This is a genomic window from Myxococcus sp. AS-1-15 (assembly GCF_020037055.1).
GTDB classification, from domain to species: domain Bacteria; phylum Myxococcota; class Myxococcia; order Myxococcales; family Myxococcaceae; genus Myxococcus; species Myxococcus fulvus.
In genome coordinates this window covers 354,144-376,302 of the sequence record NZ_JAIQDF010000003.1, presented here as the reverse complement: position 1 = coordinate 376,302, position 22,159 = coordinate 354,144, and the positions used below count along the sequence as shown (strand labels likewise).

General features: G+C 70.4%; 18 protein-coding genes. 11 read left to right on the top strand and 7 right to left on the bottom strand.

Annotated features, from left to right (window positions below; translation table 11 throughout):
- Window positions 1-49 precede the first annotated feature (49 nt).
- The 4 genes from K8625_RS10990 (at window position 50) to K8625_RS10975 (ending at window position 9,750) form a co-directional block, all read left to right on the top strand.
- Complete coding sequence (locus K8625_RS10990) at window positions 50-1,732, top strand: FHA domain-containing protein (protein WP_223746948.1); 1,683 nt, start codon at window positions 50-52, stop codon at window positions 1,730-1,732.
- 83 nt (window positions 1,733-1,815) lie between these two features.
- Complete coding sequence (locus K8625_RS10985) at window positions 1,816-5,319, top strand: serine/threonine-protein kinase (protein ID WP_223782683.1); 3,504 nt, start codon at window positions 1,816-1,818, stop codon at window positions 5,317-5,319.
- A gap of 75 nt (window positions 5,320-5,394) precedes the next feature.
- Window positions 5,395-7,086, top strand: a complete 1,692-nt coding sequence (locus K8625_RS10980; protein WP_223746950.1) for a carbon starvation protein A — start codon at window positions 5,395-5,397, stop codon at window positions 7,084-7,086.
- Window positions 7,087-7,107: 21 nt separating this feature from the next.
- Complete coding sequence (locus tag K8625_RS10975) at window positions 7,108-9,750, top strand: fused MFS/spermidine synthase (protein WP_223782682.1); 2,643 nt, start codon at window positions 7,108-7,110, stop codon at window positions 9,748-9,750.
- A gap of 2 nt (window positions 9,751-9,752) precedes the next feature.
- On the opposite strand, the gene K8625_RS10970 is transcribed toward K8625_RS10975, so the two are convergent.
- Together K8625_RS10970 and K8625_RS10965 are read right to left on the bottom strand one after the other, a co-directional pair.
- Entirely contained in the window at window positions 9,753-10,529 is a 777-nt protein-coding gene (locus tag K8625_RS10970) for a YoaK family protein (RefSeq protein ID WP_223746952.1), read from the bottom strand.
- Between the two features lie 65 nt (window positions 10,530-10,594).
- On the bottom strand, window positions 10,595-10,939 hold the full coding sequence (locus K8625_RS10965) for a histidine triad nucleotide-binding protein (RefSeq protein ID WP_223782681.1): 345 nt from the start codon (window positions 10,937-10,939) through the stop codon (window positions 10,595-10,597).
- Window positions 10,940-11,135: 196 nt separating this feature from the next.
- Here K8625_RS10965 and hprK point away from each other — a divergent pair, with 196 nt between their 5' ends.
- The 7 genes from hprK (at window position 11,136) to K8625_RS10930 (ending at window position 17,825) form a co-directional block, all read left to right on the top strand.
- Window positions 11,136-12,101 carry an HPr(Ser) kinase/phosphatase gene (gene hprK, locus K8625_RS10960; RefSeq protein ID WP_046716385.1) on the top strand — a complete coding sequence of 322 codons (966 nt, stop codon included), beginning with the start codon at window positions 11,136-11,138 and terminating at the stop codon, window positions 12,099-12,101.
- Entirely contained in the window at window positions 12,098-12,961 is an 864-nt protein-coding gene (gene rapZ, locus K8625_RS10955) for an RNase adapter RapZ (RefSeq protein WP_141332937.1), read from the top strand. Before hprK ends, rapZ begins: the two co-directional genes overlap by 4 nt.
- Before the next feature lie 6 nt (window positions 12,962-12,967).
- Window positions 12,968-13,516: a manganese efflux pump MntP family protein gene (locus K8625_RS10950; RefSeq protein WP_223782680.1), complete on the top strand. Its 549-nt coding sequence runs from the start codon at window positions 12,968-12,970 to the stop codon at window positions 13,514-13,516.
- Window positions 13,517-13,659: 143 nt separating this feature from the next.
- Window positions 13,660-15,183, top strand: a complete 1,524-nt coding sequence (locus tag K8625_RS10945; RefSeq protein ID WP_223782679.1) for an NAD(P)/FAD-dependent oxidoreductase — start codon at window positions 13,660-13,662, stop codon at window positions 15,181-15,183.
- The gene (locus tag K8625_RS10940) at window positions 15,176-16,279 is read left to right on the top strand and encodes an alpha/beta hydrolase (RefSeq protein ID WP_223782678.1); all 1,104 of its coding nucleotides are present in this window, start codon (window positions 15,176-15,178) and stop codon (window positions 16,277-16,279) included. The genes K8625_RS10945 and K8625_RS10940 overlap by 8 nt, the downstream gene beginning before the upstream one ends.
- Window positions 16,276-17,121 (top strand): SDR family oxidoreductase, encoded by an 846-nt coding sequence (locus tag K8625_RS10935; protein WP_141328636.1) that lies wholly within the window; start codon window positions 16,276-16,278, stop codon window positions 17,119-17,121. The genes K8625_RS10940 and K8625_RS10935 overlap by 4 nt, the downstream gene beginning before the upstream one ends.
- Window positions 17,118-17,825, top strand: a complete 708-nt coding sequence (locus K8625_RS10930; RefSeq protein ID WP_223782677.1) for a QsdR family transcriptional regulator — start codon at window positions 17,118-17,120, stop codon at window positions 17,823-17,825. The genes K8625_RS10935 and K8625_RS10930 overlap by 4 nt, the downstream gene beginning before the upstream one ends.
- A gap of 3 nt (window positions 17,826-17,828) precedes the next feature.
- Here K8625_RS10930 and K8625_RS44415 read toward each other — a convergent pair whose 3' ends face one another.
- The 5 genes from K8625_RS44415 to K8625_RS10905 all read right to left on the bottom strand — a co-directional run bounded on the left by K8625_RS44415 (window position 17,829) and on the right by K8625_RS10905 (window position 22,154).
- A complete protein-coding gene (locus K8625_RS44415; protein WP_223782676.1) occupies window positions 17,829-18,554 on the bottom strand; it encodes an immunity 52 family protein in 726 nt (241 codons plus the stop codon).
- A 13-nt stretch (window positions 18,555-18,567) separates the two neighbouring features.
- A complete protein-coding gene (locus K8625_RS10920) occupies window positions 18,568-19,710 on the bottom strand; it encodes a Tox-REase-5 domain-containing protein (protein WP_223782675.1) in 1,143 nt (380 codons plus the stop codon).
- Window positions 19,711-20,223: 513 nt separating this feature from the next.
- The gene (locus K8625_RS10915; protein WP_223782674.1) at window positions 20,224-20,682 is read right to left on the bottom strand and encodes a hypothetical protein; all 459 of its coding nucleotides are present in this window, start codon (window positions 20,680-20,682) and stop codon (window positions 20,224-20,226) included.
- A 276-nt stretch (window positions 20,683-20,958) separates the two neighbouring features.
- Complete coding sequence (locus K8625_RS10910; protein WP_223746962.1) at window positions 20,959-21,603, bottom strand: putative glycoside hydrolase; 645 nt, start codon at window positions 21,601-21,603, stop codon at window positions 20,959-20,961.
- Window positions 21,600-22,154, bottom strand: a complete 555-nt coding sequence (locus tag K8625_RS10905) for a hypothetical protein (RefSeq protein ID WP_194869357.1) — start codon at window positions 22,152-22,154, stop codon at window positions 21,600-21,602. The genes K8625_RS10910 and K8625_RS10905 overlap by 4 nt, the downstream gene beginning before the upstream one ends.
- Window positions 22,155-22,159 lie beyond the last annotated feature (5 nt).

The window sequence follows — 22,159 nt, the reverse complement described above, 5'->3', positions numbered from 1 at the left end:
GGTCTCCCTCTCTTACGTTGAGAGAGAGTCGTGTAATGTCGGGGATTCGATGTGGCAGATCATCATCAACGGGCCCGGCTACTTCGACACGTCCTATGACTTGCCCGAGGGCGTGACGAGCCTGGGCCGCGCCGACGAGAACGACATCGTGCTGGGCGGAGACCTGGTCTCGCGCCGGCACGCGCGCCTCTACGTGGAGGCGGACATCCTGCGCATCGAGGACCTGGGCAGCCGCAACGGCAGCCGCGTCAACGGCGCGCCCCTGCAGGGCTCCCGGCAGCTGTCCCCCGGCGACTCCGTGGCGCTGGGCGAGAACACGCTCGCGGTGCGCCAGCCCAACACCGTGGAGAACGCCGCCACGGAGATGGTGGACCTGGGCGCCGGCGGCGTCGTGCGCTTCGGCCACGGACAGGACGTGGGGCCCTCGGTCCTGCTCGCCAAGAGCGTGCGCGACGCGGACGTGCTGCGCCTGCTCGACAACGTGGGGCCGGTGCCCTTCGAGGACTTCAACCAGCAGGCCTCGTTCGTCCCCCCGGCCAGCCCCCGCGTGGCGCAGGAGACGCTGGTGCTGATGTTCCGCACCGCGGAGGCGCTCTCCACCGCCACCACGCTGTCCACCTTCCTGGACCTGACGATGGACCGGCTGCTGGAGCGCACCGACGCCACCACGGCGGTGGTGCTGCTCAAGCACCCCACGGGCGCGCTCGTCCCCGCGGCGGTGCGCCACCGGGGACGGCTGGCCAAGGGCGAGGTGCCGGTGTCCGACGCCATCGTCGACGAGGCGCTGCGCCAGGGCCGCGCGCTCGCGGTGGGCGACGTGCGCGACGACCGCCGCTTCGCCGCGCGCGAGAGCGTCATCCTCTACGGCGTGGCCAGCGTGCTGTGCATCCCCATCGGCTCCGAGGCCCCGTACCAGGGCGTGCTCTACGTCAACACCTCCGCCAAGGGCGACGGGCTGGAGCCCATGCTGGACGCGTGCTCGGCGGTGGCTCACCTGGTGGCCACCGGCGTGCAGAAGTTCTCCCCGCGCGACGGCGGCGCCACGCAGGAGCGACTGCGCCGCTCGCTGGAGCGCTTCCACCCGCCCGACGTCGCCGAGCGCCGCGCCACCGAGGCCCAGCGCCAGGGCGGCCGCCTGCCGGGCCTGGAGGAGCGCACCCTCACCGTGCTGCACGTGGAGCTGGTGGGCTTCCCCGCGCTGGCGTCGCGCATCGGCGGGGCCAAGGCGACCAGCCTGCTGAGCGACTTCCACTCGCGCGCCACCGGCATCGTGTTCAGCTTCGAGGCCACCGTGGAGTCCTTCATCGGTGAGTCCATGCGGGCCCTGTTCGGCGTGCCGTACGTGAAGGGCGAGGACTCCGTGCGGGCGGTGCGGGCGGCCTTGGCCCTGCGCTCGGACTGGGAGCGGGCGATGAGCCGCCGTCCCCTGGACGAGCGCTGCTCGCTCCGGATGGCCCTGCACACCACGCGCGCCCTGGTGGGGATGATCGGCAACGAGGTCCGCCCCGACTACACCGCCGTGGGCGAGGGCATGTCCGTGGCCACCTGGCTGGCGGCGACGGGCAACCCCGGGCAGGTGTTGATTTCCGGTAAGGTGCTGGCGGCCGTGGCGGCCCGCTTCGACGTGATGCCCCTGGGGGAGCGGCTGGTGCGCCCCCCCAAGGAGAAGGTGGCCGCCTTCGAGGTCCTCGACGAGGACGTCGGGGTGTTGACCAACCCCGGCCTGCGGTGAAACCCCCTGCGGCAGGTTGACGGGTTGATGGACCAGGGCAAGCCAGGGTTCAATGGGCGCCCGAGTGGTGGACCCCCGCCCCCATGAACGCTCATAACCCCTCCGCCCGGCTGCGCCCGTTCCGGCCCCAGCCCTTTGGCCGGTACACCCTCCTGTCCCATCTGGCGACGGGCGGCATGGGTGAAATCTATCTCGCGAGGCTGGAGGGCGCGCAGGGCTTCGAGAAGCTCTGCGTCATCAAGAAGATCCTCCCGCAGCTCGCCGAGGACACCGACTTCGTCGAGCGCTTCGTGGGTGAGGCGCGCACGCTCGTCCGCCTGAGCCACGGCTCCATCGCCCAGGTGCTGGACATGGGGCTGCACGAGGGCGAGGCCTACATGGCCCTCGAGCACGTGGACGGCAAGGACCTGCGCAAGGTGGCCGCCCGGGTGGGGGACAGGCAGGTTCCGCTGCCGCTGACGTTCATCCTCTACGTCATGGGCCGGGTGCTGGACGCGCTGGCGTACGCGCACCGCAAGAAGGACGACGACGGGGAGGACCTGAAGCTGGTCCACCGGGACATCTCGCCGCAGAACATCCTCATCTCCTACGAGGGGGAGGTGAAGGTCATCGACTTCGGGCTGGCCAAGAGCCGGCTGTCGGCGGCGAAGACGAACCCGAGCATCATCCTGGGCAAGTTCCTCTACATGTCCCCGGAGCAGGCCCGGCACCAGCCGGTGGACCGGCGCGCGGACCTGTACGCGGTGGGCCTGACGCTCTACGAGCTCATCTGTGGGAAGAACCCCTTCGACGGCATCCACCCCGGCGAGCTGATGTCCGTGGTGGCCAACCCGAAGGTGGCGCCGCTGGACGAGGTGGAGCCGCTCACGCCGCGCTCGGTGACGGCGCTGGTGGCCAAGGCGCTGGAGGTGGACCCGGCGCAGCGCTTCCAGACGGCGGAGGAGTTCCGCGGCCGGCTGCAGGCGTGCCTGATGGAGATCGACCCCAGCGCGGGGCCGGAGAGCGTCAGCCGCTTCATGCGCGAGCTGTTCACCGCGGACTTCCAGTCCGAGCGCCGGCTGCTTGCGAGCCTCAAGGACGTGCCGCGCGGTGGCTACGCCGAGGCGCGCGCCGCGGCTCCGGAGCCCTCGGAGGAGGGGGCCGCGCCGCGTCCGTCGCCGCCCGCGGGGGCGATGTTGCCGGCGAAGACCATCCGCCTGGATGGGCCGGTGGAGGCGCTGTCCTTCCATCCGACGCGGCGCAGTCGCGATGGTGGGCCCGTGGATGACGGGGAGACGCGTCCGGGCATCCCGATGGACGAGTCCACCCGGCCCGCCTTCCCGCTGGAGGCGCTGGAGGAGGAGGCTCGGGTGCGGGCGGCCCGGCTGAATCCGGACACGTCGCCCTCCCTGTCCGTGGAGGTGGCGCCCGAGGCGCCCGCCCGCCCGCCCGCGCCGCCGCCCGCCGTCGCGCCCGCGCCTCGGCCGCCGTCGCAGACGCGCGAGGTCCCGCTCACGACCATGCCAGCGGAGGCGATTCCGCCCGCGCCGCCACCGCCACCTTCGCGCCCGGACACGCGGCCCACGGAGCTGGAGCTGCTGCCCGTGGGCGCGGTCGTCGGTCCTGCGGACGGGCAGGGGAGCCCCTACGACGCCACCGACCCCCGCGCGGAGCCGCTGCGTCCCTTCGGTGAGGACCCGCGTGGCGCGGCGTCCCGGCCCCCCACGTTCAGCGGTGGGAACCCGCGTCCTCCTCCGCCTCCCGTCACACCGCCTCCCGCGGCGGTGATGCCCCAGCGGCAGGCGCTCGTGCCTCCTGGCGCGCCGGCACCGGCGTCTCCGGCGCGCTCCGGGGTGATGGTGATGCCCGCTGTCAGCGTGCCTTCCGAGGCGCCGGCTTCGGGTGTGACGACGCGGCCTGGACCTGGGGCCGCGATGCCCTTCGCGGGTGAGCAGCCCGCGTCCGGTGTGACGACGCGGCCAGGACCTGGGGCCTCGGTGCCCTTCGCGGGTGAGCAGCCCGCGTCGGGTGTGACGACGCGGCCAGGACCTGGGGCAGCCACCGCCGCGCCGCCCCCAGGTTCTCCGTCGCGCTCGGGCGCGATGACCATGCCTCCGGCCGCCGCGTCCGCGCGCGGTGGCTCCCTGACGTCGAACCCCGGCGTGCCGTCGCGCTCGGGTGCGATGTCGATGCCCGACGCGGCGCTGACGTCGAACCCCGGCGTGCCGTCGCGCTCGGGCGCGTTGCCGGTGCAGGGCGCCGCGTTGACGTCGAACCCCGGTGTGCCGTCGCGCTCGGGCGCGAAGGTGGGCGAGCCGGGCGTGGTGGTCTCCTATCTCGAGTCTTCGGGCGGTGACGCGGACGGCGAGCTGCCGGTGCTCACGCCCGAGCAGATGGGACACGGCGAGCCGTCGGAGCGCCTGGAGGAGATGGACACGAACCCCCGGGCGTCGCGGCCCGGGCGAGCGGAGCGCTACGAGGACACGCACCCGCGCGCGCCTCGGGACGCGGACACGGACCCTCGGGGTCCACGCGTGGCGGACATGCAGGCCCGCGCCGCCGTCCACGAGGACACCCAGCCTCGCGTCGTCCTGGACGAGAGCCTCCTGCGTGACGCGGAGGGCGTCGCGCGCGACGACGAGGAGCGCTCGGGTGTCTCGCGTCCGAAGACGGGCTCGCGCCGTGTGAGGCCGTCCTCTCCGGGCATGGCGCCCGCGCCGGGGCGACGCACGGGTGTCAGCCGTCCCGTGGTCGTCGCCGTGCCCGAGGAGGAGGAAGAGGACGCGGACGTGCGCGTGTCCATGGCCTCGCACGAGGAGACGCGGCGCACGTCGGTGCCCTCGCGGCCCAACGTCCCCGTCCGTCGCCCGTCGGAGGACACGCGCAAGACCACCGTGCCCAAGCGCGGCAAGCGCAGCTCCGCGCTGACGTGGGTGGTGGTGCTGGGCGGCTTGGGTGCGCTGACGGCGGGAGCGGCGTTCCTCCTGTCGGACCCCCAGGTCCGGGGAATGGTGATGAACCAGCTCGGGCAGCTCGGCCTCGTCGCCAAGGGGCCCGAGGGAGCTCCGGCTCCGAGCCCCGTGGCTCCAGGCGCGAAGGCCTCGAAGGCCCCTGGGGACGGCGCCGCGGAGCCCAAGCCGGGCGCCGTGGTGGCGGAGCAGGCCCCCGTGGAGGCGGCGGCCCCTGGCGAGCAGGCCCCGGCTGACAATCCCGCGGCGGTGGACAGCCCGCCGTCCGCGCCTCCCGAGGCCGAGGCGGCCACCGCGCCGAAGAGCGCCGAGGACGATGACGGCTCATTGCTGGCGCCCCTGGGGAAGCCGGCTCCGAAGGCCCCCGCGCCGAAGCGCGCCAACACCAATCGCGTGCGCATCATCAAGGGCGCGGGCCCGCAGACCGAGCTGGCACGCGAGTGGAAGGCGGCGAACGCCGAGTTCAAGAAGCTCGAGGCCCTCCGGTCCTGCGACAACCTGGGGTTCCTCTGCCAGAAGCGGGACGACCTGGATGAAGAAGTCGCCGCCGCCCAAGGGGAGTCCAACCCCGAGCTCTTGAAGACGGTGAGGAACTTCAGGAAGCAGGTCCAAGGCAAGCTGGCGTCAGGCGACCCGTGACGCCGTTGCCGTCGTCCTCGGACTTCCAGGAGCCAGGGTGTTGACCGGAAGTCCGGGTCGGGAAAGCCTCGCGGCATGAGCCTCCCCCTGATTGCTGGAGTGTTCCTGGTGGTGCTGGCGCTGGGCTATCGCTTCTACGGAGGCTTCATCGCCCGGCAGTTCCGCCTGGATTCTGGAGCGGTGACGCCCGCGCACGCGAAGAGCGACGGCGTGGACTTCGTTCCGACCAGGCCCTTCTACCTGTTGGGCCAGCACTTCAGCGCGATTGCCGCGGCCGGGCCCATCGCCGGGCCCATCCTGGCGGCGCAGCAGTTCGGTTGGTTGCCGGCGCTCTTGTGGATTGCGGTGGGCTCGGTGTTCATCGGGGCGATGCATGACTTCGCCACGCTGGTGGCGAGCATCCGCCACGGCGCGGTCTCCATCGCGGAGGTGGTGCGCAGCCACCTGGGGCCCACCGCGGGGCTGGCGATGCTGGCCTTCATCTGGGTGGCGCTCGTCTACGTCATCGTCGCCTTCACGGACGCGACGGCGGCCACGTTCGTCAGCGGCGACGCGGAGCTGGAGGGGCTCACCTTCCGCTTCAACCCGGGCGGCGCGGTGGCGTTCGCGTCCATCGCGTACCTGCTGCTGGCGGTGGTGATGGGGCTGGTGGACCGCTGGCTCAAGCCGCCCCTGTGGCTGCAGACGCTCATCTTCGTGCCGGCGACGCTGGGCGTGGTGTACCTGGGCACGCGCATGTCCACGCTGCTGGTGCTGGATGCGCGAGGCTGGTCCGCGCTCATCCTGGCGTACTGCTTCGTCGCGTCGCTCACGCCCGTCTGGGTGCTGCTGCAGCCGCGCGGCTACCTGGGCGGCTTCGTGCTGTACGCCGCGCTGGCGGTGGGCGTGGTGGGCATCTTCTACGGCGGGCTGAGCGGGGAGCTGTCCATCCAGCAGCCCGCCTTCTCGGGCTTCAACGTCCCGGGGCCCGGCGGCGCGCTGTTCCCGTTCCTCTTCGTCACCATCGCGTGCGGCGCGTGCTCGGGGTTCCACGGGCTGGTGTGCTCGGGCACCACGTCGAAGCAGATCGACAAGGAGCCGCACTGCAAGCCGGTGGGCTACGGGGCGATGTTGCTGGAGGGCTTCGTGGCGGTCATCGCGCTGGCGACGGTGATGGTCGCCACCAAGGCGGAGCTGACGGGCAAGGCGCCGGGCGCGGTGTATGGCGCGGGGCTGGGGCGCTTCATCGTCACGGTGCTGGGCAAGGAGTACCTCGTCATCGCGACGACCTTCGGGGCCATGGCCTTCTCCACCTTCGTGTTCGACACGCTGGACGTGTCCACGCGGCTGGGGCGCTACATCCTCCAGGAGCTGTCGGGGAAGAAGGGCAAGGGCGCGGCGATGGTGGCCACCGCGGTGACGTGTGGAGTGCCGCTGGCCTTCGTGCTGCTGGCGGGCTCGGGAGCGTGGCGCTCGTTCTGGACGTTGTTCGGCACGTCGAACCAGCTGCTGGCGTCGCTGTCGCTGCTCGGGGTCTGCGTGTGGCTCAAGAGCACGGGCCGGCCCTATGTGTATGCGTTGGTGCCCATGATGTTCGTGGGGGCTGTCACGCTCACCAGCCTGGTGCTCCTGGTGCGCGAGGCGCTGTCGCCGGCGAGCTCGGCGGCGTCGCGGGTGAACGGGGTGGTGGCGGTGGTGTTGCTCGCGTTGGCGCTGTCCCTCTTCGCCGCTGGGTCGCGCGCGCTGCGCTCCCGGCGCCATCCTCCCGCCGCGGCGCCGGCTGTCTGACGTACGTCTCCCAGGGTCTCCATGCTTCGATACTCCGTCGCCATCTTCACGAGCGCCTTCCTGTTGTTCGGGGTGCAGCCCCTGGCGGGGCGCTATGCGCTGCCCTGGTACGGCGGGACGCCCGGTGTGTGGACGGCGTGCATGCTCTTCTTCCAGGCGGCGCTCCTGGGCGGCTACGCGTACTCGCACGGGCTGGCCTCCCGGCTGACGCCGCGCCTGCAGGCGAAGGTGCACCTGGGGGTGCTGGCATTGGCGGTGGCCGTGTTGGGGGTGAGGGCGCTGTGGGTGGGCTCGCCGGTGGCGCCGGGGCCCGAGTGGCGCCCGGTGGGCACGGACCTGGCGGTGCCGCGACTGCTGGCGATGCTGGCGGTCACCATCGGCCTGCCGTTCTTCGTGCTGAGCACCACGGGGCCGCTGCTCCAGTCCTGGTTCGCGAGGGCGCGGCCGGGGCGCTCGCCGTACGTGCTGTATGCGCTGTCGAACGTGGGCTCGCTGCTCGCGCTGCTGGGCTATCCGTTCCTGGTGGAGCCCTGGGTGGGGCGGGGCGCGCAGGCGTGGGGCTGGGGCGTGGGCTTCGTCCTCTTCGCGGTGGCCTGCGCGGTGTGCGCGGTGGATGTGCTGCGCCATGAGCGCTCGGCGGCGGCTCCCGTCGAGGGACAACTCGGCGTCACGGTGACGCACGTGGCGGCGGACGCGGCGTCACGGCTCGCGGTGGGTGCTGGCGCAGCAGGGGGCTTGGGCTCCGATGCGAATGCCGCGCTCATGGGAGGCTCGCGCGAAGCCGAGCCACACGTCGCGGCGGGCGCTGGCAGAGTGGTCTCGGGCGTCGATGCGAATGCCTCGCCCGTGGCGGGCGCGGAGCCGCGAGCGACGGTAGGGGTTGGCGGAACGGTTTCGGGCGTCGATGCGAAGGCCTCGCCCGTGGCGGGCGCGGAGCCTCGAGCGACGGGAACGGTTTCGGGCGTCGATGCGAGCGAGGCTCTCGCCGGAGGCGCTTCGCGCGGGGGGACCGCCGGGCACGCCACGGACGCCGAGGCCGCGCACGCGGCCGCCTTCGCGGCGATGAAGCAGGAGGCGCGAGGTGGCGCGCCGGACGCCCCTGTGATGGAGCACCCGTCGAAGCCCGGCCTGAGGAACACGCTGGAGTGGCTGGGGCTGTCCACCTGCGCCTCCGTGCTGCTGCTCGCCACGACGAACCAGCTCTCGCAGGACGTGGCCGCGGGCCCGTTCCTCTGGGTGCTGCCGCTCGCCGTCTACCTGCTCACCTTCATCCTCGCCTTCTCGCGCGAGTCCTTCTACTCGCGCACGCTGTACTCGGTGCTGCTCATCGCCTCGGGCGCCGCGGCGGCGCACGCGCACGCGGCGGGCCCACACTTCCCGCTGCCGCTGCTGCTGCTGGCCTACGCCGCGTCACTCTTCGCCGGTTGCATGGTGTGCCACGGTGAGCTGTTCCGGCTGCGCCCCGCGCCTCGGCACCTGAGCGCCTTCTACCTGTGGGTCTCCGCGGGCGGTGTGCTGGGCGCGCTGTTCGTCAGCGGCGTGGCCACGAACTTCTTCCGCGCCTACTGGGAGTATCCGCTCTCGCTGGGCGGCTGCTGCCTCGTGGCGCTGTTGGGCCTGGCGAAGGCGCCCCCGGACGAGGCGCGCGGCCGGCGCGTGAGCCGGATGCTGCGCGGCGCGATGCTCATGATGGTGACGACGAACCTGTTCCTCTCGATGAGCCAGGACCTGGAGCGGGCCCGGTTCAGCGAGCGCAACTTCTTCGGCGTGGTGCGCGTGATGGAGCAGAACGCGGAGGACCCGGCGCTCCACCTCTTCGGCCTGCGCCACGGCGCCGTCACCCACGGCTGGCAGCTCGCCTCACCGGAGAACCGCTCGCGGCCCACGACCTATTACACGCGCGAGGCCGGACTGGGCCTGGCCATCGCCGAGCAGCGTCGACTGCGCGAGGCGGTGGGACTGCCCCCTGGCCTGCACGTGGGTGTGCTCGGCCTGGGCGTGGGCACCAGCGCGGCGCTGCTCGAGAAGGGCGACCGGGGCCGCTACTACGAAATCAACCCGGCGGTCATCGAGCTGGCCCAGGGCAAGGGCGGCTTCTTCAGCTTCCTCGCGGACTCACCGGCCACCGCGACGATGGTGGAGGGCGACGCGAGAATCTCCCTGGAGCAGGAGCTGGAGCGCGGCGAGCCGCAGGGCTTCGACGTGCTGTCCCTGGACGTCTTCTCCTCGGACGCGGTGCCCGTGCACCTGCTCACCGAGGAGGCGGTGGCCCTCTACAAGCAGCACCTGGCCCCCCACGGCGTGCTGGCGATGCACATCAGCAACGTGCACCTGGACCTGGTGCCGGTGGCGCTGGCGCACGCGCGCAAGCTGGGCATGCACGCGACGTTCGTCTTCCACGAGACGAAGGACGACGCCCTGCGCAGCAACTGGATGCTGCTGAGCCCGGACCGCGAGTTCTCCTGGGGGCCCACCTTCACCCGCGCCACCGCGCGCGTGCGGCGCCTTGGCCTGCGCGGCGAGCCGGACTTCACCTGGACCGATGACCGCAGCAGCGTGCTGCGCGTGCTGCGCCAGGGCGGCCCCGACTCGCGCGTCCTGGACGTGGAGGCCTCCTCGGGCCCGCCGCCCACCCAGCCCCTGGCCCAGCCCGCGTCCCCGTGAGGTCACGCCCGTGACGTGGAGCCTCGCGGCGCCCCGCGCGCCGCGGCCGGGCTCAAGTCCAGCCCGATGAGCAGCAGCAGCACCACACACGGCAGCCCCAGCGCCGCGGGCCCGTGGCGCAGGTAGAGCAACGGCCCGCCGGTGCACCCCAGCAGGAACGACAACCCCAGTCCCAGGTGCAGCCGCGTGCGCTCGAACTCGATGGCCGAGGGCAGGGCGCGCAGGCGCCTGAGCACCCCCGTCACCCCCTGGCCGCGCGAGCCATCCCGCACCCACGCGAACATCTGCACCAGCTGGATGCCGATGTCCGTGAGGATGCCGGTGACATGCGTCGTGCGCACCACCGCGCCGGACACGCGCGTGACGAGCGCGTTCTGCAGCCCCATCGCGAACGCCAGCGCCCACAGCAGCACCGGCGCACGCGCACCCGGCGCCGCGTCGAGCGCCACGCCGATGCCCGCCAGCGTCACCACCTCCACCGCGAGCGCGGCCACGTGCCGACCCCGCTCGCGCCGTCGGGACGCATCCAGCAGCGCCGCCGCGCACACCGCGCCGACCACGAAGGCCAGCAGCACCTGGGCGGCCCGGAACGCCAGCGCGCCGTCCCCCAGCGCGAGCGACTCGCCCAGGGACGCCATGTTCCCGGACATGTGGGACGTATGCACGCCGAGCGCCACGAAGCCCGTCGCGTTCACCGTGCCCGCCACCGCCGCGAGCAGCAGGGCCAGCACCGTGTAGGCACGACGATTCGCGGGAGTCGATTCCGTGGAGAAGGGCATCGCCGGCGCACCCCTCGCGCCTCACGGGACAGACACTAGCAACCGGTGGGCCCCACCGCTTCGCCTCACCCCGGAGGCCAGGTGAGCGAGCGGCCAGCCAGGAGGTGCAGGTGGATGTGGAACACCGTCTGCCCCGCATCGCCGTTCGTGTTCATCACCAGCCGGTAGCCGTTGGCGTCGTGGCCCAGCTGCTTGGCCAGCTTCGCCGCCGCGGTGAAGAGGTGGCCCACCGTGGCCTCGTCCTCCGCCGCGATGTCGTTCACCGTCGGGATGTGCTTGTGGGGGATGAACAGGACGTGCGTGGGCGCCTGAGGGTTGATGTCCTTGAACGCCAGGCAGACGTCGTCCTTGTAGACCACTTTGGCCGGGATGAGGCCGTCTCGAATCTTGCAGAAGAGGCAGTCGGACATGGCCGGGGCTTACCAACCCGCCGGACGCCGGGAAATGGTCATGGCGCGCATTGTTGAGGCGCCAAGCGGTGGCCCCGGCCCCCCGGGACGGCAGGCCGGTGGTCGGGTGGGCGTTCGGCGGTGGAGGTGGGGGATGACACCCCCCGTGGGCACTTCGACTCAAAAGGTCCCACCGGTGATATTCCAGGCCCCGACGATGAAATCCATCCGCATCTCCCAGCTCATCGAGGACCACGACTACGACCTGCGGCTGACGCTCGTCGCGGGTGCGGCGGGCCTGACGAGGACGGTGGACTCGCCGCGCATCCAGAAGCCGGGGCTGGCGCTGGCGGGGTTCACCGAGCACCTCCACCCCCGCCGCGTCCAGGTGTTCGGCAACACCGAGATTTCGTACCTGGCCACCCTCCCCGAGTCACGGCAGCGCGAGGCCCTCTCCAAGCTCTTCGAGGAGGAGGACCTGGCCTGCGTCGTCGTCACCAAGGAACTGGAGATTCCCCCCGTGCTGGTCACCGCCTGCGAGGCGGGGGGCCTGGCCCTGATGAAGACGCCGCTGCTCTCCAGCGACTTCATCACCCGGGTGCAGTCCTTCCTGGAGGAGGCCCTCACCGAGTCCAGCAGCCTGCACGGCGTGCTGATGGACGTCTTCGGCGTGGGCATCCTGCTCCTGGGCAAGAGCGGCATCGGCAAGAGCGAGATTGCCCTGGACCTGGTGATGCGCGCCCACCGTCTGGTGGCCGATGACATCGTCGACGTCACCCGCCGCAAGGGCGCCGTCTATGGGGCGGGTAATCCGGTCATCAAGCACCACATGGAAATCCGGGGCTTGGGCATCATCAACATCAAGGACCTGTTCGGCGTGGCGGCGGTCCGCGAGCAGAAGAAGATTGAGCTCGTCATCGAGCTGCAGGAATGGGACCCCCATCAGGAGTACGACCGGCTGGGAGTGGAGGACAAGCACCTGCAGATTGTGGGTGTGGACATCCCGCTGTCGGTGGTACCCGTGCGTCCTGGCCGTAACATGGCGACCATCATCGAGGTGGCCGCCCGCAACCAGTTGTTGAAGCATCAGGGCCACCACTCGGCGCGGGAGTTCGCCGAGCGGCTCAACCGGGCCATCGCCGAAGGGGCGATGCGCCGCACCCTGGGAGAAGAGGTCGAGTGACCGCGCCCGCGAAACAGTTGGTCGTCATCACCGGCATGTCCGGCTCCGGCAAGTCCACCGCCATCCGGGCGTTGGAGGACGCGGGGTTCTTCTGCATCGACAACCTGCCGGTGGTGCTGTTGCCCAAGCTCACGGAGCTGGCGGGCGGTGGCAACATCGAGCGCATGGCGCTGGTGGTGGACGTGCGCGAGGGCGTCTTCCTCAAGGAGGCCCCGCGCATGCTCGACGAGGTGCGTCGCGCCGGCCACCACGTGGAGGTGCTCTTCCTCGACTCGAGCGACGACAGCCTCATCCGTCGCTTCAGCGAGACGCGCCGCCGCCATCCTCTCGCCCCCAACGGCACCGTCGCCGACGGCATCAAGGCGGAGCGCGAGGCGCTGAGGGATTTGCGCGAAATCGCGGACCAGGTCATCGACTCGTCGGTGCTCAACGTCCACGACCTGAAGCGCATGGTGCAGGCGCGCTTCAGCCCGGAGCCCGCCGCGGGCCCCAGCCTGTCGGTGATGTCGTTCGGCTACCGCTACGGCGTGCCGCCGCAGGCGGACCTGGTGCTGGACGTGCGCTTCTTGCCCAACCCGTACTTCGTCCCGGAGATGAAGGGGCTGACGGGCAAGGTGCCGAAGGTGGCCGCGTACGTGCTGGACCGCGACGAGGCGCAGCAGTTCCTCGAGAAGGTGGTGGACCTCTGCCGCTTCCTGTTCCCCCGCTACCAGAAGGAGGGGAAGGCGTACCTCACGGTGGCGCTGGGGTGCACGGGTGGCAAGCACCGCTCGGTGGCCATCGCGGCGGAGCTCACCCGCCGGCTGACCGATGAGAACACCCGCGTCCAGCTATGGGACCGGGACATCGAGAAGGAATAGCCGGAGATGACCCTGTTCCTGCTCGCGCTCGGGGTGGCGATGGACGCCACCGCCGTCTCCGGAGGCATGGCCATCCGCGGGGCGCGTCCGCCAGACATCCTGAAGCTGGCGGTGACGTTCGGCCTGTTCCAGTTCGGCATGTCCCTGGCCGGCGCGCTCGGGGGCAAGGTCATCCTCACGCGTTTCGCGGCGGTGGACCACTGGATTGCCTTCGGGCTGCTCGCCCTGGTGGGCGGGCACATGATCTACGAGGCGTTCGCCCACGACGAGGAGGAGCGCGCCGCGTCGACGGGCATCAAGCTGCCCATGCTGATGACGCTGGGGGTGGCCACCAGCATCGACGCGCTCGCCGTCGGCGTGACGCTGCCCGCGCTGGAGCTGGGCGTCATCCTCTCCACCGGCCTCATCGGCGTGCTCACCTTCGTGCTGTCCGTCCTGGGCGCGTGGGCGGGCAAGCGGCTGGGTGAGCGTTTCGGCACCAGCATCGAACTGCTCGGAGGCGTGGTGCTCATCGGCATCGGCCTCAAGACGCTCGTCGAGCACCTGAACCACTGACGTCCCCACTGGCGGGCCCTCGCGAGCGACGGCCTTGTCGGAAATGAGTCAAGGTTGCGAAGTGACTCATGACGCGCCATGGTGGGAATCCGTAGCGCGGGTGGGGTGGGCGACGGGCGGGTTTCCTGGAGCGGAGGTTGGTGATGTCCCTGGCTCGGGTCCGACACTTCCACGTGGCCATCGCTGGCAGCGGCTTTGGTGGCCTGGGCATGGCCATCCGTCTGAAGCAGGAGGGGATGGAGGACTTCGTCATCCTGGAGCGGGCGGGGGACGTGGGCGGCGTCTGGCGGGACAACGTGTACCCGGGCTGCGCGTGTGACGTGCCCTCGCACCTGTACTCGTTCTCCTTCGCGCCCAACCCGCGTTGGTCGCGGGCGTACTCATCGCAGCCGGAGATTCACGCGTACCTGCGTGACTGCGCGGAGCGCTTCGGGGTGCTGCCGCACGTGCGCTTCCACCACACCGTGGAGGAGGCCTCCTGGGACGAGGCCGCGCAGCACTGGCGCCTCCAGACGTCCCAGGGGCTGTTCACCGCGGACGTGTTCATCTTCGCGGCGGGCGCGTTCAGCGAGCCCGTGGTGCCCACGCTGCCGGGGTTGGAGCGCTTCCAGGGCAAGGTGATGCACTCGGCCCGGTGGGATTCGAGCTACGCGCTGGAGGGGCGCCGGGTGGCGGTGGTGGGCACGGGCGCGTCCGCCATCCAGTTCGTCCCGGTCATCCAGCCGAAGGTGTCGCGGCTGGTCCTGTTCCAGCGCACGCCGCCGTGGATTCTGCCGCGCGAGGACCGTCCCATCGCCGCATGGAGACAGTGGCTGTATGCGCGAGTCCCCGGGGCGCGGTGGCTGACGCGCCTGGGCATCTACGCGGTGAAGGAGCTGTCCGCGCTGGCCTTCATGCACCTGTGGATCATCCGGCTTGCCCAGCGAGGGGCGAAGCGGCACCTGCGCGACTCGGTGAAGGACCCGGTGCTGCGCGCGAAGCTCACGCCCGGCTACACGATGGGCTGCAAGCGCGTGCTCGTCTCGGACGACTACTTCCCGGCGCTGACCCGGGACAATGTCGAGGTCGTCACGGAGGGCCTCCAGGAGGTGCGCGAGCACTCCGTCGTCACCACGACGGGCGCGGAGCACCCGGTGGACGCGCTCATCTTCGGCACGGGCTTCCAAATCACGGAGCCCGCCTTCGCGCGGCACATCCGGGGACGGGATGGGCGCTCGCTGACCGAGACGTGGGCGGGGAGCATGAAGGCGCACCTGGGCACGTCGGTGAGCGGCTTCCCCAACTTCTTCATGTTGCTGGGGCCCAACACGGGGCTGGGGCACACGTCCGTCATCCTGATGATGGAGGCCCAGTTCGCGCATGTGCTCAGCGCGCTGCGCTACCTGGAGGGGCGAGGGCTCGCGGCGGTGGAGCCCACGGCCGACGCGCAGGAGGCGTTCATCCAGGACGTCGACACGCGGATGGCGCGGACGGTCTGGCTCACGGGCGGGTGCGTGAGCTGGTATCTGGATGCCACCGGGCGCAACTCCACGCTGTGGCCCGGCTTCACGTTCTCCTACCACCATCGAGTCTCCGCCTTCGAGCCGTCGGAGTACGTGGCCATCGCCCGGCACGGGCGTTCGAGCGCGACGGCGGGGACTCGTCACCGGAAGCTGGCACATGGCTGATGACACGAAGCTCACCCTCCTGGAGCGCCTGGAGTTCAAGGTCGCGAGCGCGCTGTTCCGCCTGCCGCCGCCGATGCTGGTGCGCTTGTCCGGCAAGCCGCCGGTGGTGATTGACGGGCTGCGCCTGCACCCCGAGGTGCAGCTGCTGCTCTCGCTGCGGGAGCGCAAGGGCGTGCCCCGGAAGTCGGAGCTGCCTCTCGCCGAGTCGCGGAACCGGCTGCGGCGCGAGGCGCTGATGCACTCGGGGGTGCTGGAGCCGGTGGCGTCGGTGACGTCGCGGGTGCTCGAGACGAAGCAGGGCCCGCTGCGGGCACGGCACTATGTCCCGCCCGGGGACTCACGGGGGCGGCCGCTGCTGGTGTTCTTCCATGGCGGTGGGTTCGTGATGGGGGATTTGGACACGCATGACTCGCCGTGCCGGCGGCTGTGTCACCACGCGGGCGTGCACGTGCTCTCCATCGACTACCGGCTGGCGCCCGAGCATCCGTTCCCCTCGGCGGTGGAGGACGCGATTGCCGCGTTCGAGTGGGCGCTGGAGCACGCGGCGTCGCTGGGCGCGGACCCGGAGCGGGTGGCGGTGGGAGGTGACAGCGCGGGTGGGAACCTGGCGGCCGTCGTCGCGCAGCACACGGTGCGCGAGGGCACGCGCAAGCCGGCGCTCCAGTTCCTGTTGTACCCGACGATGGACCGCACCCGGGACTGGGGCTCGCTGTCGCACTTCGCGGAGGGGTTCTTCCTCACGCGCGTGGATGTCGAGTGGTACCAGGCGCAGTACATGATGGGCAGCACGACGCCGCTGGCGGACCCCCGGGTCTCTCCGCGTCAGGAGAAGTCGCTGGCGGGGGCGCCACCGGCGCTCATCGTCACGGCGGGGTTCGACCCGCTGCGGGACGAGGCGGAGGCGTACGCGACGGCGCTGCGGGAGGCGGGGACGCCGACGACGCTGCGCCGCTTCGACTCGCTGGTGCATGCGTTCGCGAACATGTCGGGGCTGAGTCGGGCCTGTCGGGAGGCGACGGTGGAGGTCGCGCGGTTGCTGCGCCGGATGCTCGACGAGGTGGAGCCGAGCCGGGCGCGAAACGGAGCCAGCACATGAAGACGGTGAAGGACAAGGTCGCGGCAATCACGGGCGCGGGCTCGGGCATCGGCCGGGCCACGGCGGTGTTGCTGGCGAAGCGGGGCTGTCACCTGGCGCTGTCGGACGTGAATCCGCAGGGCCTGGCGGAGACGGAGGCGAAGTGCCGGGAGCACGGGGTGCGCGTGCGGGTGGACCGGGTGGACGTGGCGAAGCGCGAAGAGGTGCACGCGTGGGCGGACGAGGTGGCGCGGGAGTTCGGCGCGGTGCACATCGTCATCAACAACGCGGGGGTGGCGCTGGGGGCGACCATCGAGGACACGCGGTACGAGGACTTCGAGTGGTTGATGAACATCAACTTCTGGGGCGTGGTGTACGGCACGAAGGCGTTCCTGCCGCACCTGAAGGCGGTGGACGCGGGGCACATCGTCAACGTGTCGAGTGTGTTCGGGCTCATCGGGGTGCCGACGCAGGCGGCGTACAACGCGGCGAAGTTCGCGGTGAAGGGGTTCACGGAGGCGCTGCGGCAGGAGCTGGAGGTGGAGGGGGGGAGCATCGGCGTCACGTGTGTGCACCCTGGGGGCATCAAGACGAACATCGCGCGCAACGCGAGGGTGACGGTGCGGCGGGGGTGGACGGATGAGCGCTCGTCGAGTGACTTCGAGAAGGCGTTCGCCACGACGCCGGAGCGCGCGGCGGAGGACATCGTCACGGCCATCCACAAGAACCGGCGTCGTCAGCTCATCGGCGGGGACGCGGTGCTCATCGACTTCATGCAGCGGCTGTTGCCCACGCTGTACCAGCGCGTGTTGGTGGCGGGGATGAAGCGGCGGCGCCGGAAGATGCTGAGCGCGGCGACATGAAGCGGACGGGGGCGAAGCCCGTGCGGCGGAGCGCGAAGGGGGCGCCGTCGAGGACGACGCGTCCGGCCTCGCGCGAGAAGGCGCGGGTGCGGGTGACGCCGTTGTCGAAGCGGCTGGAGGCGCCCTCGCGGGCGACGCCGAGGGATTTGTTCGCGTTGGCGATGCGGTGGTGGAGCGAGGGGGAGCGGTTCGACATCGGCAGGATGGCGCAGGAGCTGGGCGTCAGTCGGGCGACGGTGTTCCGGTGGGCGGGGACGCGCGAGCTGCTCTACGGGGAGGTGCTCTCGGCCCGGTTCGACGCGGCGTTGACGGCGGCGAGGGGCGAGTTCCAGGGCGAGGGCGCGGCGTACCTGGCGAACGTCACCGAGCGGCTCATCCAGCTGATTGTGGAGGACGCGCCGCTCAGGCGCTTCATCCAGCAGGACTCCGAGTACGCGATGCGCGTGCTGATGTCGAAGAGCAGCCGGGTGGAGGAGCGCTGCGCGGCGAGCATCCGCAGGGCGTTGGAGGAGGGCGTGAGGGACAAGCTCATCCGACCGGCGATGAACCTGGATGCGCTGTCGAACGTCATCGTCCGGGTGGGACAGTTCTTCCTGTACCGGGACGCGCTGACGGGAGACCCACCGGACGTGGAGTCCGCGATTACGGCGACGCTCATCCTGCTCACCGCGGAGGCGGGCGACGCGCGGTGGCGCAGGCGGTGAGACTCAGGGGTGGCCGCTGAGTGGCTTCAGCAGCCCTGCCTGGTCCAACAGCGCTCGCACTTGCTCCGCCAAGGCCACGTGTTCCGGGTTGCGCACCGTGAAGCGTTCGGGGGTGAGGATGATGAGCGTGCCCTTGTCGCCCACGGCTTCGACGCGCACCGGAGAGGGAAGGGGCGGCACCGTGCCCCGATGCCGTGCGAGATAGGTGACCCAGCCCACGTAAGGAGTCCCCTTGGGACGGTGTGGCTTCTGCAGGTCTCGGTGTTGCTCCGAAATCGCCACGCCCCAATCCGGCTCCCAGGCGTCAGCTGTATGTCGCAGGAGCGCTGAGAGCGCGGGTTCCGACAGGAGCCGCTCCAAGCTCGGGCCCCTACTGGGCAGCGTGTAGACACACCGGTTTCCGACCCATTCAGAGGAGCCGCCACATGCGATGAGGAAGCTGGTGGTCTCGTCGTCATCACTGGCGCCATTCCACCCTGCGATGCTGAATCCCAGCTCGTCGACGACCCGGTCCTTGCTCCGGCGGACGAAAGGCTCCAGCTCCGCCAACTGAGGAAGCAGTGGGCGCTTCAGTGCTTCGGCGCGTGACTTGCCTTGTTGGAACCAGTGCGCGAGCGAGGAGTCTACGGCTGGAAGCCGGTCGAGAAGGACTTGGAGTCGAAGCGCGCACTCCTCCGCCGACTCCTTCCTGGCTCCCCAATAGACTCCTGCGTAGTAGCTCTCGGTCACGGCTCAATGTTCCTCAGGGAAGAGGAGGCGTGAAGATGACTTCGATTCCCTCGACATCGTTGGCATCGAACAACTTCCGGATGGCCTCGGTGGTTCTCTCCTCCGCGATGTGCCATCGAATGGGCGCCCCTCTTGCGACGGCGCGCTGACGATTCGCCTGGTCGACGAGCGCCTTGGCGCCCGACCCTTCGAACCAGACCTTCGGCTTGAGGTCGTCGAGGAACTTGTTCGCATAGCCCGGTCCCTTCGCCTCCAGCAACACGCCCTGTTCGAAGCCATCGAACTTCACGCCACCGACCCAGTATGCCTCGTCCGCCGAGTGACCGGAGATCTGTTCCTGGTAGCGGCGAGCGCGGGGGGACATGGACTCCTTCGCGGGGCCCCACTGTCCCGGTCCAGGACCACCCGACGGTTGCATGGTCGCGGAGTTGACCCGATGAAGCACGATGGCCGCGCCAGGCCCGCCGCCTACAACGGTGGCTGCACGGCCGATGGGCACCGCGAGACGCTCCACTCGGAGCGCCCCCTGCGCTGACAGGGACAGCACCGGAGCGTGTGCTTCGGCGCCCGCCAGGGCTCCCGTCACCGAGCGAGTCGTGGCCGAGGCCGTCCCCGCCGTGACGAGGAGGTTGGTCGCCAGCTCAGCGGCGGCGCGGACCTGCTCTCCGCGAGTCATGTGCCGGAAGCGCTCGAAGTAGGCGGGAGACGCGGTGATGAGCGCGGCCACTCCGGAGGGCAGGTTCTTCAGCTCGGCGAGGCTGTCGAGCGGATGGGTGAGCAACTGCCCCACCGAGAGCGCCAGCTTCAGGAACGCGGACTCCGCTCCATCCAGCGCGCGACCGAGATAGTCCGCGTCGTCGTACACCTCGACGAACACGGCGCTGTCGATGGGCTCCAGTCGCTCGTCCGCGAGCCGGAAGACGAAGCCGTTGCTGACATAGAAGCGTCCCAGTTCGAAGTGACGCGCCCGGAACGCCCCATCTTCCCATGCGACCTCACCGATGCGTTGTTGCGCCCGCCCTGTGAGCGCCCACGCCAGGCATCCATCCGGACGGAGCACCGCTATCTGACGGAAGCGTCCAACGCGCCGCTGTAACTCGGCGGGCGCCACCGGCCCTCGCTCGATAACTTCACGCAGCAGGTGGCCCACCACCATTCGCGAAGGAAAGGTCCCAAGAGTGACAGGCTTGCGCAGAAGCGTCGCGAGCAGCCGCGCCGCCTGCGCTGGCGTGAGAGTGTTGCCGGGGATGGGCCGGTCGTCCTGCTCCTCGAGCCCGGCGTTCCTCAGCAGCGCCTCGAACGTGTCGACGCGCTCTCCTGGCGCGCTCCGGATTCCGGCCGACGAAGACGCGCGCGCGGTTTCGGTATCGTCGCGAAGAACCTCCCCTGACCGAGCATCGTGCTGTCGAAGCACGGAGGTACGACGTCGACCTGCTGACGACTCGACTCCCGAACAACCCATCAGAAGGATGGCAAGGCACAGCAGCCAGAGACCGGCACGCATGCTTCACCTCAGTCCATCATGGGCAGCGTCCATGTCGGCGGATGCTGGCATCCCTGTCTGACAGAGGGCATTGTCAGACAGTCGTCTGCCGCACGACGACAGGGCAGTACCCTGTCGCCGTGAAGACCGAGGGCACATGGAAGACGCCCTCACGCGCCCGATGCGTTACTGCCAGGTGCCGTTGCAGCACTCGGCGCCGCACTGTCCGCTGGACACGCAGGCCCGGCCAGCGAAGGGGCCACCCAGACACCGGCCGTTGAGCTTCGCGGAGCAGCCAATGGTGATGGAAGACGGGACACGCTGTCCGTCGTTGTAGGTCACCCCGCCGAACGAGCACGTCCGACAAGCCTGGGTGACGCCATCACAGGTGGCGAAGCCCGTGGGTCCATTCGCCCCAGAACACGTGGTCGTCCCCGTGCAATTCAGCGTGGTGCAGGTGCCGCAGACCGCCGTGGCGGTACATGCGACGAGGCTCGGGTCCTGCTCGGCCGTGTCCTGGGACAGCGCGCTCTCGGAGGTCATCGCCTCCGTGCCCCCCTCACCCGGCTGCGGCTCGGGGCTGCATGCGCCCAGGAAAATCGACAGCAGGGCGGTGGTGACGAGGGAGAGTCTGGTTCGAGTCATGACGAGGCAACTCCTACGGCCCGGGGGAGGCCGTCGATGGGGTGTCACTGCGGACATGACGGCCCTGCGCCTGCTGTCGCGCGCGAGTCACCCCATCGGTCGGTCGCGGCCCGTCGGCGGTCATGCTGCGCGGCCGAGACGCAGGACGCAATCTCGCGTCGGAGTTGCCGACCGCCCAGCAATGACTGTCATGTCGACCCTGGGTGACGATGGACTCGGAATTGCAAATGTGCAATCATTGCAATTCCGCGCGCCGCCGCCACCCAGGCCCACTGGCTAGTTCGTGAAGTACAGATTGTCGAGCAAGAGCGTGTTGCCCGACGGCCCCGCGCCCGACAGCAGCACGAACGGCGCCTGTACCGCCGCCAGGTTCACGCCCCCCGCCGAGAAGTCCGCCAGGGGGATGGCCAGGTGGTGCCACTGTCCATCATTCGCATACCCATACTTCGTCGCGTCGACCTGGAAGCCCTCCGTGTCGTTCATCCCAATCTTCACCGCGGCGAACCCCGGGTCCGACGACTGCAGGCTCACGTGCAGCGTCTTCCATCCATCCAGGCTGTGCGGCGTGTCCCAGTGGATGCCGAAGCCGAGCCACGCCTTGCCCGCGTGGACCACGCGGTCCGACAGCTTCCCCTCCACGCGCGTCGTCGACGAAGCAATCGAGACCGTGCCCTCGTACAGGTAGATGTGCGAGTCCACGTCGTTGATGATGATCTCCTCCGAGCGTCCTCCCTCGTAGAAGCCCACGAACAGCCGCCGCTGGCCCTGCTGGTAGGGGAACGGCCCCGGCAGGAACTCCTCCTCCGGATTCGGTCCCGCGTCCCCCTGCACCGACGGCTGGTGGTTCTCGTAGTCGGACTCGCCAGGGTCCGGTCGGCAGGCCCCCAGCATCAACAGAACGACACCCAAGGTCCGCTTCATGGCCGCACCGCCTTGTCCGCGCCGCTCGAGGTCCGCACCAGCACCCACCCGCCCGTCACCGTCCCACCCATCTCCACGATGGCCTTGTACGCCGGCGTCACCAGCTCGTACTGAATCGTCCCCGTGGCGTCGTACGTCACCGCGTCCGGGAAGTTGTCGAGCACCGACTGGTACGCCTTGATGGCCAGCTCCCGCACCACCGGCAGGTCCTGCTGCGACGCGAGCCCGTTCTGGTACACGCCCAGTAGGTTCAACCCCACGTAGTACTGCGCCTCGCCATACGGCCCGCGCGCCAGCAAGGTGGCCCACGCGTAGAACGAGGCCACCGGCCCCGCGTTGGCCTGGATGAGCCACTTCGTCTCCGTCCCTGGCGTCGAGTCCACGAAGGGGTTGTTCGGGTCGTCCAGGACGGTGGTGCTCGGGTGCACGCCCATCGTCGCGTCGTGCACCTGGAGCGTCAGGTCCTCCATCGACTCGCCATAGACATAGCTCGCGCGGTCGTAGCACCCAGAGGCGGCCAGCGCCGCGAGGAGCACAAGACACGTCTTCATCCGTC